This window comes from Fictibacillus sp. EA-CB0309 (assembly GCF_055814265.1).
Window position 1 is genome coordinate 1,160,763 of record NZ_CP169271.1, and the last position, 15,613, is coordinate 1,176,375.

Sequence of the window (15,613 nt, forward strand, 5' to 3'; positions counted from 1 at the left end):
GTAGATAAAGGGGGTTACCTTTTGCTTAAACGTCGAAAAATGAAACTCCGAAAAGGGCCGCTTCCATTCCGATTTGTACTGCTGATTTCATTTATTCTTTTTACTTTTATAACCATACAAGGACTTTGGCTTGTGAACAGAGGCATTGAACCTACACTTATGCTCATCGCTCAGAAAAAGACTGAGGAAATAGCAGCACTAGCGATAAGTGAAGCGATTGATAATGAAATATTGGGACCTTCAGAGATGAGTGATATTATTGAATATAAGACCGACACGGAAGGAAATGTCGTGTTTGCGGGCATTAATCAGAGCGTAGTCAACCGGGTAGCCAATCAATCACAGAAAGTGGTTCAAAAATATCTTAAGGAAATTGAAGAAGGCAAAGCACATGAAGTTATAAGCAATGATGAATTAGGGATAACGGCTTATAAACATGAACCAGGTGTCATTATGGAAATTCCACTAGGGCAAGCAACAAGAAACTCCTTACTGGCAAACTTAGGTCCTAAAATTCCAATTAAATTTATGCTCATTGGTGAAGCAAACACAGACATTGAAGAAAAAATTGAGAATTCTGGAATCAATAATACTTGGATCAATATTGATATAGTGGTAACCGTCAAAACAAGGATTGTTATTCCGTTCGCAACGGAAACAACGGTTGTCAAAAGACCGATTAAGATTACGGCTCAGTTTATAAAAGGCGAGGTACCGGTATACTACAATCAGTCCGGAGATCCGATTCAGCCAACTGTCCCTATTACTCCTGATTTAAAGGAAAAGTCTAAAGACGATAAAGAGCTGGATATCCCTGAGGAAAGTTCATCAGAAGAAACGGGTGATGAGGAAGCGGCAGAGTAGGAGATTCCTGAATTTAACAGTATTCAATTGGGTTGACCATTTGTACAACTTTGTTATAATGAGATTTGAATTTAAAATTTTATATGTCTTTAAGCCTATCACCGATGGGGTAGAGGAGCGGATTTTAAAAGTACTTTTTCAGAGAGTGACGTCTGTGAAGAAAAAGGAAAGGAACTTCCGCCGAAGCAAAATGTAAACCGTCTGTTCACTTTTGCTGGGTTTACACTGAAAAAGTGTAAAACTGTCACTGCTTTGGAATTAAAAGCAGTGGAGGACTACTGATCGATGAGGAAAACCATAAATTACTTAAGTGATTGATAGCAGGTTATTTCCTTGTCTATTAATCGCTTTTTATTTTGTCTTTTTTTCCTCAACGTCCTGTAAACACTCCTCAATATCGATGGCTAATGAAAAGAAGGAGGAACATCATGGAATTTGAGAATTCGGTTTATTCATTAATACCACCCGTTTTGGCCATTTTAATGGTTGTTTTAACACGAAGAGTATTGATCTCTTTAGGGGCTGGAATTTTAGCGGGAGCATTATTGCTTCACGATTTTCATATTGGTGCTACATTAAAGGAAATTGGAACGATTGTAAAAGGGCATTTCATTTCTGATGGAGCACTAAATGAATGGAATGTGTATATCCTGCTCTTTCTATTGATCTTAGGAATGATGACGAGCATTATCTCTTTAGCTGGGGAAGCCGCGCTTTCGGTGAGTGGGCGATTTCCAGAGTGAAAACAAGAAGAGGTGCACAGCTTTTAACGGTTGTTTTTGGACTAGTTATTTTTATTGATGATTACTTTAATTCACTTGCGGTAGGAAATGTAAGCAGACCGATTACAGACCGCCACCGTATCTCGCGTGCGAAACTTGCTTATTATTTAGATTCGACTGCTGCTCCTGTATGTGTAATCTCGCCTGTGTCCAGTTGGGGAGCTTACATTATCGGGATTATCGGCACGATTTTTGCTACACATGAGATTACAAACATGTCTGCGTTCAGTGCTTTTATTCAAATGATCCCTATGAATTTTTATGCAGTTTTTGCACTGATTCTTGTGTTTGCCGTTGCTTATTTTCAACTTGATTTTGGACCGATGAGAAAACATGAAGAACGTGCTTTTGCAACAGGTGAAGTTATTGATCCTGAGAAAAAGCAGCTGTTGGTGAAGGAATCAAACTTGAAGAAAGCGATAAAGGAAAAGTTGGAGATCTTGTTTGGCCGATTGTTCTTTTAATTGTTTCAACAGTTGGATTTATGATCTACACGGGCATTCAAAATGTTAAAGGCCTTGAAGAACCAACGGCTGTCACTCTTTTATCTATTTTTGAAAATACAGATGTACCCAAATCGTTATTATATGGTGGTTTGATTGGATTGGCGGCAGCGATTCTGTTCTTCCTGCCTAAAAAAATGGGAGCTGCTTCACTAGGAAAAGGACTTGGACGCGGTGTTCAATCCATGATTGGTGCAGTAACGATCTTACTGTTTGCTTGGACGATTATCTCTATTATTGATAGCTTAGGAACAGGTAAGTACCTCGCTGGACTGGTAGATCAACATATGAACTTAGCCTATCTTCCATTCGTTCTTTTTGTCCTGTCAGGTCTAATGGCTTTTGCGACAGGTACGTCTTGGGGAACGTTCGGTGTGATGCTTCCGATCGCAGCAGAAATTGCAGCTTCTACAAACATCGAGCTGATGTTGCCAGTACTCGCAGCGGTTCTTGCTGGATCTGTTTTTGGAGACCACTGTTCACCAATTTCAGATACAACGATTCTTTCATCAACAGGAGCGGGAAGTCATCATATTGATCACGTCATGACACAGCTTCCTTACAGCTTAGTCGCTGCTGGAGTATCTGCTGTGGGTTATCTTGCTCTTGGATTAACTGAAAGTGTTTGGATAGGATTATTGGTATCAACAGGCGTATTTGCTATCGTTTTATTGTTTATAAAAAAATTATCTAGTAAAAATAGCATTGCTGACAATTCGATAAAAGCTTAATTTGCAAAGTGTCTGGTACTAAACCGGGCACTTTTTCTTATATTTATACGACTTCTTTCCCCTTATTCCGACAAAATAACTAAAAAATTTTGACAGCATTCTGTATTCTGTAATATACTGAACGCAGAATAGTCAGAAAAAAGTAACAATTGTAAACTTTTCGACTTCATAAAAAGGGGGACACAACAATGGAAAATAGGCAACAATGGGGAAGCCGCTACGGATTTATTTTAGCTGCTGTCGGTTCCGCTATCGGCCTAGGCAACATCTGGAGATTTCCGGCAGTTGCTTATGAAAACGGTGGAGGAGCATTTTTATCCCATATCTGGTCGCACTCTTAACGGCAGGGATTCCCTTACTGATCCTAGAGTTCACATTAGGACATAAGTACCGCGGTTCAGCTCCACTTTCTTACTTCCGTCTTCATAAGAACGCAGAGTGGCTAGGCTGGTGGCAAGTATTTGTAGCGTTTGTCATTTCCACTTACTATGCTGTTATCATCGCGTGGGCGATTAAGTACTCGATTTACTCGTTAAACCTTACTTGGGGAGACAAGCCTTCCGATTTCTTTTATGGAGAAGTTCTTCAGTTAAGTAAGACGCCTGGTGACATGGGTGGTATTGTACCAGGGATTTTAATTGCACTTTTAATTGTTTGGGTTGTAACACTTCTTGTACTGTATAAAGGTGTATCGAAAGGAATCGAGCGTTTTAATAAAATTTTTCTTCCAGCTTTAGTCATTATGTTTACATTAATCGTTATTCGTGCTGTAACGCTCGATGGTGCAGCTCAAGGTTTGAACACGTTCTTCACACCTGATTGGAGCATGATTAATAATGGTAAGGTCTGGGTAGCAGCTTATGGTCAGATTTTCTTCTCCTTATCAATTGCATTTGCGATCATGGTAACGTACTCGAGCTATCTGCCTAAGAAATCAGATATCAACAACAATGCATTTATTACAGGTTTTGCAAACTCAGGATTTGAACTACTTGCAGGGATTGGCGTATTTGCAGCTTTAGGGTTCATGGCTATGCAACAAGGTCTGCCAGTGGATGAAGTTGTAAAAGGCGGGATCGGACTAGCATTTGAAGTATTCCCGGCTATCATTAATGAGTTCCCTGGTGGTAATGCGTTCTTTGGAACAATGTTCTTCTTAACACTTGTATTTGCTGGTATGACGTCGTTGATCTCAATCGTAGAAACGTATGTCGCAGCATTACAAGACAAGTTTGGAATTTCCAGAACAAAAGCTGTATTAATGGGTGGAGGAGTTGCTTCTGTTATCTCATTACTTTTCGCAACAAAAGGCGGATTGTACATGCTTGATATCGTGGATTACTTCATCAACAACTTCGGTATCACACTAGCAGGTCTTGTAGAGGTTGTTCTAGTTGCTTGGTTCGTTAAGCAATTAGGCGGACTTCAAAAACATGCGAATGCGATCTCTGACCTAAGAACAGGATTATGGTGGAAAGTTTGTCTTGGTGTCATCACACCAATCCTTCTTGGTTACATGATGTTTGATAACATTAAGCAAAATCTTGCAGAGAATTACGGTGGGTACCCTACAGAACTTGTTGTCACTTATGGAGTTGTCGTTGCTGTTGGTGTCATTGTACTCGGTATTGCATTAGGTCTTGTTAAATGGAAATCTGAAGTGGTAGTAGAGAAAAAGGAGGTCAGCTGATATGACTAGTAGTGCAATTGCAATGATGGTAATCGGCATGGTCATCCTGTGGGGCGGGCTTCTAGCAAGTATTGCAAATGTAGTTCGTGTTTCTAGGAGAAAATAATAAGAAAGCTGATTCTTCGGTTGAAGAATCAGCTTTTTTCATGCTATGGCGTTCGTAAATCAGAGCAGAGCTCGAGATTTACGAGCGCCATACGGAAAATACGAGCGCCATACGGAAAATACGAGCGCCATACGGAAAATACGAGCGCCATACGGAAAATACGAGCGCCATACGGAAAATACGAGCGCCATACGGAAAATACGAGCGCCATACGGAAAATACGAGCGCCATACGGAAAATACGAGCGCCATACGGAAAATACGAGCGCCATACGGAAAATACGAGCGCCATACGGAAAATACGAGCGCCATACGGAAAATACGAGCGCCATACGGAAAATACGAGCGCCATACGGAAAATACGAGCGCCATACGGAAAATACGAGCGCCATACGGAAAATACGAGCGCCATACGGAAAATACGAGCGCTATACGGAAAATACGAGCGCCATTTAAGATTTAAGAGCGACTTATACGGAAAATACGAGCGCCATACGGAAAATACGAGCGCCATACGGAAAATACGAGCGCCATACGGAAAATACGAGCGCCATTTAAGATTTAAGAGCGACTTTATACTCGACTACATGGATTTACGCTCGCCAGCAATTATCCACCCATTCCTCCAAATGAAAAAAGAAGCCCTCAAGCTTCTTTTTCATCAAGACCAAATATTATCTTCGCCTATTGCTTATTCGTTCCTGACGTTCCCATGCTTTTAAATAGGGGTACGGATCAAACGCCCACTCGGTATACCCGTTATCACGGTACATCCCAAAATGAAGATGAGGCGGGAATTTGCCTGACGTTCCAGGTGGTCCATAGCCGGTACTTCCGACATAGCCTAACACCATGCCAGGTTCTACGATAGATCCTTTTTCAATCGTTTTATTAAAGCTGCCTAAATGGGCGTAATAGTGGTACACATTGTTGATATCGCGAACCCCTATTCTCCAGCCGCCGAAACGGTTCCAGCCTTTTACTTCAACAATTCCATAAGAAACAGCTTTAACTGGCACACCGTAATCTGCAAAAATATCTGTCCCTTCATGGATACGCAATCCGCCAAAACCACGGCGATCACCCCATGTGCTTCGATAGCTGTAGTTCGACCTTAAAGGCACGATAAAGCTGTGTTTATCTAAAGAAACCGTACCATATGTCTCATAGATCTTTGCATTCTCCATAATAATATCAACGGCTTTATCCCGTTGATAATAGCTCCACAGTCCGATTCTGAAATTCTCGATATCATGACCATGTTTTTGAATGATTTCCGCGAAGGTAAATAGAATATCTTCATCGTTGTTTCTGTCAGCTATTCCGTCATTGTTTCCATCTTTTCCGATACCCCCAAACATCGAAATCCGCTCAGGGTTTGTATCATCCATAGTCGGATTGATCGGACCAGACCATTGGATGGGAGAAAAGTAAATGCCGACAAGACCTTTTCTTGCAGGCAGATCTCTTCTCGCTTTTCTTACACTTCGTTCATATTGGTCAACCCCAGCAAAATAGTGCCATGGGATAAGTGTAACAGACTCCATTTTTTTATAGAGGCTAAGCCTTTCCACATCTTCTTTCGTAAATCGCTCTGCTGCCTCACTATTTCTTTCCGGGAGAAAGGTTATTAGAAGGGCTGCCAGAGTGAGGAACAGGACTGTAAATTTCCTCATACGTCCCAATCCACTCCTTTCTTTCATTTACCTATAGTTTGTTGAAGTTAGGAAAAAACATGAAGGAAAAATGTTGGAAAAAACTCTTGTTTGGAGTTTTGGCCTGTCGTATGGTAGAGTATTGATGGGACAATAATGTTTAATTAGAAACTAAATAACAAACGTTCATTATAGTTAAGACCAAGAAAATTTGGGGTGATGATGATGGCAAAGAAAGAAGAATATGTACGTAAACCCGAGTGGTTAAAAATAAAGCTAAACACAAATGAAAATTATAAAGAACTTAAGAAAATGATGCGTGAGAAAAAGCTACATACCGTTTGTGAAGAAGCGAAATGCCCGAACATTCACGAATGCTGGGCTGTTCGTAAAACCGCTACATTCATGATACTAGGTGACATCTGTACGCGAGCATGCCGTTTTTGTGCAGTAAAAACAGGATTGCCAACAGAGCTGGATTTGCAAGAACCAGAACGTGTTGCTGAATCGGTTGAACAAATGGGACTAAAACACGTAGTCATTACAGCTGTAGCACGTGATGATCTTAAAGATGGGGAGCTCATGTATTCGCTGAGACAGTACGTGCGGTACGTGCACGTAACCCATTCTGTTCCATTGAAGTTCTTCCTTCTGACATGTTAGGTGACTTTGATGCACTTAAAACGTTAATGGATGCAAAACCTGATATTATGAACCACAACATCGAAACAGTGAGAAGACTTTCTCCAAGAGTTCGTGCACGTGCAACGTACGACAGAACGATGGAGTTCTTAAGACGTGCAAAAGAAATGAACGCAAATATTCCAACCAAATCCAGCCTAATGATAGGGCTTGGCGAAACATGGGAAGAGATCATTGAAACAATGGATGATTTACGTGCTAATAACGTAGATATTATGACCATCGGACAATATTTGCAGCCTACGAAAAAACACTTAAAGGTTATCAAGTACTATACGCCGGAAGAGTTCAAAGAGCTGCGTGATATCGCATTCTCTAAAGGATTCAAGCACTGTGAGTCAGGACCGCTTGTGCGATCTTCTTACCATGCAGATGAGCAAGTTAATGCAGCCGCACAAAACAGCTAAATCAAAAAAGAAACCAGAAGCAACGATCTGCTTCTGGTTTTTATTTTCCTTCCATCTCACCGCGCATATTATTGGTTTCCCCGTTCATCTCACCATTCTCATTTTCCCCATAGTTCCATTTCTTACCTTGAGGGGCTTTTTTCATTTGTTGAATCAAACGGTCCATAATACCTTCTATTTGTTCCGTATCATTATTTAATGATTGATACTGCTCGATCTTATCGATCATACCTTTTTCATCTGATACGTACACGTGGAAGTACCGCGGTACAACCGAGAAAGCAGTCATCTTCACTTGGTCTGCAGCAGCGTTTCGGTCCTTGTTTGTTGTTTTGTAGCCGATTAGAACCTCTTCATCCGTAACTAATGTGCCGACATCTTTAACATCGGGTAATTGAAGAACCATATCTGAAATCATATCTGCAAGCTTTTGACGATTTAAGTATGGTACCCCGTTTCCTGATTTGACTTTATCCCCGGACATATGACGCATATATCCAAAATCCCCATAGTTCATGTTGTTGCCAATCCGATTCTCATCTTTTACGTTCGTTTTTGAAAATTTGTATTCCTGGCCCATTTTCTTTTGATCATCACCGCCACATCCAGAGAGCACAATGCTGATCAATAATAGCATTCCTAATTTTTTCACAGGTGTTCACCTCCTTATTCATTAGAATGACCTTAAACCCAATTACTTTACGAAGAAATTGTTGGCTGTAAAAGGTACAAACATGGTAAAATAAGTATCAGGAAATGAGGTGAAGCATTTTTGATTACAGTTGGTAATTATTCCTATGAAGTGATTGAAGATGTACGTGAAGCCTTTAATGAGGAACAATTTAAAGCGCGCTACAGTGAGATTTTACATAAATACGATTATATTGTTGGTGATCTCGGATACGAACAGCTTCGACTTCGCGGCTTTTTTGAAGATAACCACGAAAAGGCTACGTTCGATACGAAAATCAGCACATTGCCGGAATACATTTATGAATATTGCAATTTCGGTTGTCCGTATTTTGTAGTAAAAAAGTAAACCCCTGAGTTCATTCAGGGGTTTTTCTTTGTCTGAGCGATGATCTGCTACAGCAGTAAATTCAGGACAAGGCTTACTGAAGGCAGCCAAGTTTTCTTTATGACCCACGAGAATCGTCATAAGGCTGTTCTGTATGATATTCTGGGTCATCATGTGTAGGATGGGCACCAGGATCTTGTCTTTCCAGCCCAGCATGAAGGCTTTTGTTTTCATAGTTAAAGGCACTATAGTATCGCTGTTCTTCTCTCCAAGGAGTCGATTTCCCTAAAGCCCTTTTGATGGGCGAGCCATATGGACCTTCAGGTAAATCCTCGGGAAGTACATAGTTACGACCGGTCTCCACATTCGAAAAATCGGTGTATTGCCTTTTTTCTTTTTCGAACAAAAAAACCATCCTCTCATAGGCCAGTTTAGGATAAGAACATATCCTTATCTAAAGTTTGTCCCATAGAGCATGATTCTTTCTTGGTACATTTTGATTACTGCTTAAACGACATCAGCTAAAAAATCACGAAGTTCCATCGCATCTTCTTCTGTTAAATTAAACGCGTGTTCTAAATAACCTTCCTCTTCTAAATCGTCCTGGCCGATAATCGCGTAATGACTGCCAAGCATATTTAAAACGAGGGACTTCCCGTAATGACGTGTTGTTTTTACAATCGCTAGATCAAAACGTGTATTTCTTCCCATAAAGCTGACAAAACGGGTTTCCGTTGTTTCCTTATCATCGTATAAGAAAAAGTTTCTTCATTCATTCTTTGTTCCTCCTCCAATAAATACATCACCAAATTTTCATTTGAGTTAATCATGATTGCTCCTACTTTATGTTACACTTTACTTGAGAAACTTACAAAAGGTGATGACTATGTATTTTGTTGATCGAAAAAAAATCAATGAACATTTAGTGTATATGAACGATTTATTAACTGCCTTTAAGGAAATGTCCCTACCGGAAAAACAGCTGGAAGTGCTGGCATTAGAAAGAATCGGGCACTTGTTGATCGAATCCATGATGGACGTTGGAAACATGATTATCGACGGATTTATTATGCGCGACCCTGGGAGCTTTGAAGACATTCTCGATATCCTAATTGATGAAAAAGTGATTCCGAATGAAGAAGCACTTTCATTGAAGCAAGTTGTAAATCTTCGCAAGTCACTTGTACAGGAATATACTTCAGCAGATGTTAAACAAATATACGATACCATTAATAAACACAAACAAGAACTCGAGGCTTTTCCCTTCACATTAAACGTTATCTAGAAGAGGAACTCGGCCCTGTTTCAGCATTTTTGCCTGAATAAAATAGAAAATAGTTTTTATACATTTTTATATAAAAATGTACGTTTTCTAGTATTTACGGTAAAATGGTAACAAAGGATGGTGATGACCATGAAGAATCACACCTCAACCCGTGATGAAATCATCTATCTTTTAAAGAGAAATAAACGGATGACCGTTACGGAAATGGCGAAATCCCTTGGCATAACAGAAATGGCTGTTCGGCGCCATCTTAATACATTAGAGCGGGATCATGTGATCGAAACCACTCTGGTGCGGCAAGCCATGGGAAGACCAATTCATTTTTATCATCTGACGGCAAGCGGGGACGAACAATTTCCACGAAACTATTCAGGACTTACAGTAGAATTTTTACAAGATATTGAAGAAGTGAGTGGAACAGATACGGTAGATATATTATTTAAAAGACGTGAAAATCGTCTGCAGGATAAATACAAAGATCGAATGAATACACTTTCTGATTTTGAACAAAAGGTTAACGAACTTGCCAACATTCAGAATGAGGCAGGATACATGGTCGATTGGAAGCCGGGAGAAGATCCTGGTACGTATGTATTAACAGAGTACAACTGCCCAATCGCTATGGTGGCCAATGAATATCAGCAAGCCTGTTCATGTGAACTCTCTCTGTTTAAGCGCTTGCTTCAAACAGACGATGTAGAGCGGAAGACGTGTATGGCTAAAGGCGGAGATTATTGCTGTTATATCATAAAAGAAGAAAAGCAAACATCTGAAGTGTAGACCGCTTCAGGTGTGTTTTTTTTGCTGTGGGCAAAATGATAAGTGTACATAAAAGGAGAGAATGTGATGAAAGCATATAAAGGATTTTTAATTGATTTAGACGGAACGATGTATCGCGGAACTGAGAGAATTATGGAAGCCGTAGACTTTGTGAAAAAACTAAACGAACAAAATCTACCGTATTTATTTGTAACGAATAACTCCTCTAAGACGAAGAAACAAGTGGCAGATGTGCTTCAAGGATTTGATATACCAGCATCTGCTGAACATGTTTACACAACAAGCATGGCAACGGCTAACTATATTGCAGAAATAAAAGAAAATGCGACTGTTTATTGTATTGGAGAAGATGGCATTAGAGAAGCGCTGCAGGAAAAAGGGCTTCAGCTTGTTGAAGAGAATCCAGACTTTGTTGTGATCGGAATCGACCGTTCCATTACGTATGAAAAATTAGCTAAAGCTTGTCTTGCGGTTCGAAACGGAGCTACATTTATCTCTACAAATGGCGATATCGCACTTCCAACAGAAAGAGGACTTTTGCCAGGGAACGGATCTTTAACGTCTGTCATTACGGTTTCTACGCAGACAGAACCAACGTTTATTGGTAAGCCTGAGTCCATTATTATGGAGATGGCATTGGAAAAGCTCGGAACGGAAAAAGAAGATACACTTATGATAGGTGACAACTACCAAACGGATATTATGGCCGGTATTCGTGCGGGAATGGATACGCTGCTTGTACACACAGGAGTAACGACAAAAAAGCATTTAGAAGAAGTCGAAGTGCATCCAACTTATACTGTAAACGGATTGGATGAGTGGGAGATTAAATAAGCTTAATACCTATAACTCTGATCCTCTTGAAAGTAGTTGAATTCTGTTTCAGATGCTCGCTTTTCCCGGGCGTGCGGTGAGCCCCTGCCGCTTTGCGCCTTAAGGGGTCTCAACTGACCGCTCGTCCTAGGCGTAGTCTCGCATCTATCACTCCACTCAACTTGTCAATATGACTTTCAAGCAACATTTAGATTAGAACTTAAACTAAAAATGATTGCTTTCAGTTTCAGGATGTTTGCTTTCCCAAGTGTAAGAAATAGCAACATCAATTGATAGAAAATAAAAAAGGCTTAAGTCAAAAGAGAATTCCTCTTGTTCTTAAGCCTTATTTTTATTCTTCATTTGCTGCGCGATGAGCCAATCGACTGGATGCAGCCGCTGCAATAGCTCCCACGATATCATCCAAAAACGTATGAACTTTGCCTGTAGATTTATCATTTAACTTTTCTAAAATACCAGGCTTTTGCTTATCAATAAATCCGTAGTTCGTAAAACCGATTGAACCGTATATATTCACGATAGAAAGTGCAATCACTTCGTCAATTCCATAAAGACTTTCATCTCGAGCCAATATTTCTTGAAGCGGCTGTTCGAGCTTTTCTCTTCTGCTAACACATCAAGTGCAATGCCTGTAAGAATAGCATTTTGTACTTCGCGTTTAGCAATGACTCTTTCAACATTTTCTCGGCACACATCCATTTTCAGATCAGGATGATAGGGGACTTGGAGAAAATAAACGAGTTCAGCTATATCGTTTACCGTAACGCCCCGTTCGTTCAGCTGTTTACGTGCTGTTTCTTCGACTCTTTCCACTTTTTTGTTTGGCATCCCTGTACTCCTTTACTCGATTAGTCTCCTTAGCTTTGTATAGTATATGTTTTCATGATAAAGTTATGAATTTATAAAAAGTGCTAACCACTTCGCCTATATGGGCATATAATGTGGTATCCATTAATGCGGTGTTGCGCTTTTATTATGTATAGCAAATAGCCGCTGGAAAGCTGAAGGGGTGGGGGATCGCCTTTGTTTGAAAGAGATATATTTCATCACTACCAACTGGTTTGTGAAGACAGAAGATCTGAATCAGGTTATCGAACATTCTCGTGCAAGGGAAATCAATACATTGTGATTCCACAGCAGCAAATGTCTTATGAAAAACTGCAAGAAATGTCATATATCAGTGACTACCTACAGCAGCGCGGAGAAAGTCATCTGCCCGTACTGCAGCCGACCATTACGAACATGCCAAGTGCTTATGTTGATGGCGAGTCCGTAATCATTTTTAAAGTAGAGCACCAAAAAGGAGAACAGCGCAATATTGAACTAGGTTCTGAACTCGCAGAATTTCATAAACGCGGTAAAGGGCTTGAGCAATATTATCCTGTTCAGCAAATTGCATACGGCCAGTGGCCAGTGTTATGGATCAATCGTGTCGATGAGATGCATAACAGGTATGCAGAAGTATCAGCAAGAAAACAAAAGAATGACTTTGACGAACTGTTTCTCACTACTTTTCCGTATTATGAGGGAATGGCAGAAAACGCTATTCAATACATTACGGATTATCAGTTAGAAAGAGGACCAAAGGGAATCGGTTCTGCCGCCATCTGTTATGACAGGTTCACTGAACGTTCCTGGCTCAGGACGTCGAACAGTTATGTGAAATTACCTGTGGGCTGGGTGATTGACAGTCCAATGAGAGATGTTGCAGAATGCATCCGAGAAAAAATTTATCAGCCAGAGTTCAGAAGTCACGAAGTTTTACAATTGATCGATGAATATGAAAAAGTAAAGCCATTATCAAAAGGGGCTTGGCGACTTCTGTATGGAAGACTACTTTTCCCTTCACAATACTTTGACACGGTTGAAGAACATTATGCCAACGAAAGAGATATTGGAAAAGAGTTATATGTACGCCGCTTTACTGACTTAATCTCGTGTGAAAAACAAAATGAATACTTCCTAAAAAGTTTCTTTAGGTCCATCGGTTTGCCAGTTCGTGAGTTGAATATTCCGGTAGTCGACTGGCTGGTTCCGATGATTTAAAAAGAAGAGGTGACTCAAAAGTGCAATTTTGAGATCCACCTCTCTTTTTTTGTTGCGTAAGAGATGTGTCGTTCATGCAGGGCGAACAAATAAGAGGAATGTTCGTATCTGAAGAAAACTCGAAATTATTTACGTAGTAATCTCTGATATATCCGTAGATAAGCTTCATAATTACGTGTACAAGCCAAATAATTACGTACATAAAATTTTTTATCCGATTTTCGACAAAATACGATGCAGCCTTTTAGAAAAACAATTCATCGAGCTCCGATTTCTTTATTTTCTTACCACCACATGAGAAAATAACAACAAGGAGTGAAAGCGGATGCAAAAACCATATGTTTTTATTACACGAAAACTACCTGAGGAAACACTTGCTGAATTGAAGCAGATAGCAGAAATCAACATGTGGCCGCATGAAGAAGAAGCGGTTCCTCGTGATGTACTTTTAGCGGAGGCTTCACAAGCAGACGGGCTGCTCACGATGCTTTCCGACAACATCGATGCTGAATTGTTCGAACAAGCTTCATCCCTAAAAGTAGTAGCAAATCTAGCGGTCGGATATGACAACATCGATATAAAATCAGCAGGCAACCTAGACATCACAATTTGCAATACACCAGATGTACTAACGAATTCTACGGCAGATTTGGCATTTTCTCTGATTCTTGCAACAGCTCGCAGAATTGTGGAATCAGCTAATTATGTAAAAGAAGGAAAATGGAACAGCTGGGGACCGTTATTGCTCGCAGGAACAGATGTCCATCACAAGACAATCGGAATCGTTGGGATGGGCAGAATTGGTGAAGCGGTAGCAAGACGAGCGAAAGGGTTCGATATGAAAATTTTGTATCACAATCGAAACCGAAAGCCTGAAGCTGAAGTCTCACTAAATGCAGAATACAAAGATTTTCATGAGCTCTTAAAGCAATCAGATTTTGTTGTCTCTTTAGCACCATTAACCTCAGAAACTAAAGGAATGTTTAACAGAGAAGCTTTTCAGAGTATGAAGGAAAATGCGATCTTGATCAATGCCGGCAGAGGTGCATCGGTTGATGAGGAAGCCCTTGTAGAAGCACTTCAAAACAAAACGATCGCTGGCGCCGGACTGGATGTCTTTGAAAAAGAACCAATCGATCCAAAGCACCCGTTATTGTCGATGAAGCAAGTCGTAGCGCTCCCGCATATCGGCAGTGCCAGTGTAGAAACAAGAATGAAAATGGCTGAACTTGCCTGCAGAAACATAGCAAACATACTGAACGGAAAAGAGCCAGAAACACCTGTCACATAAGGAGGAACTGTATTGAATCGATCTTTAGAAGGAAAAACAGCAATCGTCACAGGGGCAAGCCGATTAAATGGCATCGGAGCATCCGTTTGTTTACAGCTTGCAAAAAAAGGAGCAAATATCTTTTTTACGACATGGGGTACATATGACAAAAATATGCACACAGGCAATCATCAAAGTGATCCCGATCGGCTTGTTGAAGAAATTCAGAGCCATGGCGTGAAGTCTGTTTATGAAGAAGTTGACTTGAGTGTTTCTAATCAAATTCCACTTCTCTTTGAAAAAGTAGAACAAAAATTAGGAGCTCCAAGTATTCTTGTCAACAACGCTTGTTTTTCAAAAAATCACAAGTGGGAAGATACAACGAGTGACGTTCTTGATTCACATTACGAGATCAACGTTCGGGCTACGACCCTTTTAAGCGTAGAATTCGCAAAGCATTTTACTGGCGAAAGAGGCAGCATTACTCATCTAACTTCAGGTCAGTCAAAGGGTCCGATGACAGGTGAGCTTGCCTATGCTGCAACAAAAGGAGCGATTGATGCGCTGACTGTCACGCTGGCAGCTGAAATCGGACATAAAGGAATTACCGTTAATGCGGTTAATCCAGGTCCAACAGATACGGGCTGGATGACTGAAGATGTGCAAAACGTTCTTCTGCCCAAGTTTCCGCTGGGGAGAATCGGGAAACCAGAAGATGCAGCACGATTGATCGCGTTTTTAGCATCGCCTGAAGCAGAATGGATAACAGGACAAATTATCCATTCAGAAGGCGGGTTTTTAAGACAATAATAAATAACATTTGAGACTGGCTTTTGTGGTTTGATTCTTGAACCAAAAGGTCAGTTTTCTTTTTATTAGAGGGCTTTTTTTTGTAAGCTCTACTCTAAAAGATTGTTGCTTTTGGCTCATTTTGTTCATTC

At 40.4% G+C, this 15,613-nt stretch carries 12 protein-coding genes, 6 pseudogenes and 1 riboswitch; of the genes and pseudogenes, 12 read left to right on the forward strand and 6 right to left on the reverse strand.

Annotated elements, in window-relative coordinates; translation table 11 throughout:
* Positions 1 to 21 precede the first annotated feature (21 nt).
* The 4 genes and pseudogenes from yunB to ACEWFH_RS06445 all read left to right on the forward strand — a co-directional run bounded on the left by yunB (position 22) and on the right by ACEWFH_RS06445 (position 4,676).
* Entirely contained in the window at positions 22 to 864 is an 843-nt protein-coding gene (gene yunB, locus ACEWFH_RS06430) for a sporulation protein YunB (protein WP_473726578.1), read from the forward strand.
* 102 nt (positions 865 to 966) lie between these two features.
* Positions 967 to 1,150: riboswitch (Lysine riboswitch) on the forward strand.
* 142 nt (positions 1,151 to 1,292) lie between these two features.
* Positions 1,293 to 2,880 (forward strand): annotated as a pseudogene (locus ACEWFH_RS06435) (Na+/H+ antiporter NhaC family protein).
* A gap of 188 nt (positions 2,881 to 3,068) precedes the next feature.
* Positions 3,069 to 4,570, forward strand: a pseudogene (locus ACEWFH_RS06440) (sodium-dependent transporter).
* 1 nt (position 4,571) lies between these two features.
* Positions 4,572 to 4,676, forward strand: a complete 105-nt coding sequence (locus ACEWFH_RS06445; RefSeq protein ID WP_473726579.1) for a methionine/alanine import family NSS transporter small subunit — start codon at positions 4,572 to 4,574, stop codon at positions 4,674 to 4,676.
* Between the two features lie 78 nt (positions 4,677 to 4,754).
* On the opposite strand, the gene ACEWFH_RS06450 is transcribed toward ACEWFH_RS06445, so the two are convergent.
* Both ACEWFH_RS06450 and ACEWFH_RS06455 read right to left on the reverse strand, forming a co-directional pair.
* Positions 4,755 to 5,189 carry a hypothetical protein gene (locus ACEWFH_RS06450; RefSeq protein WP_473726580.1) on the reverse strand — a complete coding sequence of 145 codons (435 nt, stop codon included), beginning with the start codon at positions 5,187 to 5,189 and terminating at the stop codon, positions 4,755 to 4,757.
* Between the two features lie 160 nt (positions 5,190 to 5,349).
* Positions 5,350 to 6,351, reverse strand: a complete 1,002-nt coding sequence (locus ACEWFH_RS06455; protein WP_473726581.1) for a M23 family metallopeptidase — start codon at positions 6,349 to 6,351, stop codon at positions 5,350 to 5,352.
* A 204-nt stretch (positions 6,352 to 6,555) separates the two neighbouring features.
* Here ACEWFH_RS06455 and lipA point away from each other — a divergent pair.
* Positions 6,556 to 7,439: pseudogene (gene lipA / locus ACEWFH_RS06460) on the forward strand (lipoyl synthase).
* Positions 7,440 to 7,479: 40 nt separating this feature from the next.
* Here lipA and ACEWFH_RS06465 read toward each other — a convergent pair.
* Entirely contained in the window at positions 7,480 to 8,091 is a 612-nt protein-coding gene (locus ACEWFH_RS06465) for a YhcN/YlaJ family sporulation lipoprotein (RefSeq protein WP_473726582.1), read from the reverse strand.
* A 120-nt stretch (positions 8,092 to 8,211) separates the two neighbouring features.
* Between ACEWFH_RS06465 and ACEWFH_RS06470 the strand changes: the two genes are divergently transcribed.
* Entirely contained in the window at positions 8,212 to 8,478 is a 267-nt protein-coding gene (locus ACEWFH_RS06470; RefSeq protein WP_473726583.1) for a YutD family protein, read from the forward strand.
* A 97-nt stretch (positions 8,479 to 8,575) separates the two neighbouring features.
* On the opposite strand, the gene ACEWFH_RS06475 is transcribed toward ACEWFH_RS06470, so the two are convergent.
* Together ACEWFH_RS06475 and ACEWFH_RS06480 are read right to left on the reverse strand one after the other, a co-directional pair.
* Positions 8,576 to 8,872: a hypothetical protein gene (locus ACEWFH_RS06475; protein WP_289494634.1), complete on the reverse strand. Its 297-nt coding sequence runs from the start codon at positions 8,870 to 8,872 to the stop codon at positions 8,576 to 8,578.
* 92 nt (positions 8,873 to 8,964) lie between these two features.
* A pseudogene (locus tag ACEWFH_RS06480) lies at positions 8,965 to 9,219 on the reverse strand (DUF3055 domain-containing protein); the annotation flags it as partial.
* A gap of 124 nt (positions 9,220 to 9,343) precedes the next feature.
* On the opposite strand from ACEWFH_RS06480, the pseudogene ACEWFH_RS06485 reads away from it, so the two are divergent.
* From ACEWFH_RS06485 to ACEWFH_RS06495, 3 genes and pseudogenes are all read left to right on the forward strand, one after another.
* A pseudogene (locus ACEWFH_RS06485) lies at positions 9,344 to 9,783 on the forward strand (DUF86 domain-containing protein).
* A gap of 82 nt (positions 9,784 to 9,865) precedes the next feature.
* The gene (locus tag ACEWFH_RS06490) at positions 9,866 to 10,522 is read left to right on the forward strand and encodes a helix-turn-helix transcriptional regulator (RefSeq protein WP_473726584.1); all 657 of its coding nucleotides are present in this window, start codon (positions 9,866 to 9,868) and stop codon (positions 10,520 to 10,522) included.
* Between the two features lie 66 nt (positions 10,523 to 10,588).
* On the forward strand, positions 10,589 to 11,356 hold the full coding sequence (locus ACEWFH_RS06495) for a TIGR01457 family HAD-type hydrolase (RefSeq protein WP_473726585.1): 768 nt from the start codon (positions 10,589 to 10,591) through the stop codon (positions 11,354 to 11,356).
* Between the two features lie 331 nt (positions 11,357 to 11,687).
* Here ACEWFH_RS06495 and ACEWFH_RS06500 read toward each other — a convergent pair.
* Positions 11,688 to 12,184: pseudogene (locus ACEWFH_RS06500) on the reverse strand (phosphatidylglycerophosphatase A family protein).
* A gap of 195 nt (positions 12,185 to 12,379) precedes the next feature.
* Between ACEWFH_RS06500 and yutH the strand changes: the two are divergent.
* The 3 genes from yutH (at position 12,380) to ACEWFH_RS06515 (ending at position 15,482) form a co-directional block, all read left to right on the forward strand.
* Entirely contained in the window at positions 12,380 to 13,402 is a 1,023-nt protein-coding gene (gene yutH / locus ACEWFH_RS06505) for a spore coat putative kinase YutH (RefSeq protein WP_473726586.1), read from the forward strand.
* Between the two features lie 325 nt (positions 13,403 to 13,727).
* Positions 13,728 to 14,693: a 2-hydroxyacid dehydrogenase gene (locus tag ACEWFH_RS06510; protein WP_473726587.1), complete on the forward strand. Its 966-nt coding sequence runs from the start codon at positions 13,728 to 13,730 to the stop codon at positions 14,691 to 14,693.
* A 12-nt stretch (positions 14,694 to 14,705) separates the two neighbouring features.
* The gene (locus ACEWFH_RS06515) at positions 14,706 to 15,482 is read left to right on the forward strand and encodes an SDR family oxidoreductase (RefSeq protein ID WP_473726588.1); all 777 of its coding nucleotides are present in this window, start codon (positions 14,706 to 14,708) and stop codon (positions 15,480 to 15,482) included.
* Positions 15,483 to 15,613: the final 131 nt, after the last annotated feature.

Coding starts and splice junctions, on each gene's coding strand:
- ACEWFH_RS06445 (WP_473726579.1), top strand. CDS start 4,572: ATGACTAGTAGTGCAATTGCAATGATGGTAATCGGCATGGTCATCCTG.
- ACEWFH_RS06450 (WP_473726580.1), bottom strand. CDS start 5,189: ATGGCGCTCGTATTTTCCGTATGGCGCTCGTATTTTCCGTATAAGTCG.
- ACEWFH_RS06455 (WP_473726581.1), bottom strand. CDS start 6,351: ATGAGGAAATTTACAGTCCTGTTCCTCACTCTGGCAGCCCTTCTAATA.
- ACEWFH_RS06475 (WP_289494634.1), bottom strand. CDS start 8,872: ATGGTTTTTTTGTTCGAAAAAGAAAAAAGGCAATACACCGATTTTTCG.
- ACEWFH_RS06490 (WP_473726584.1), top strand. CDS start 9,866: ATGACCATGAAGAATCACACCTCAACCCGTGATGAAATCATCTATCTT.
- ACEWFH_RS06495 (WP_473726585.1), top strand. CDS start 10,589: ATGAAAGCATATAAAGGATTTTTAATTGATTTAGACGGAACGATGTAT.
- ACEWFH_RS06510 (WP_473726587.1), top strand. CDS start 13,728: ATGCAAAAACCATATGTTTTTATTACACGAAAACTACCTGAGGAAACA.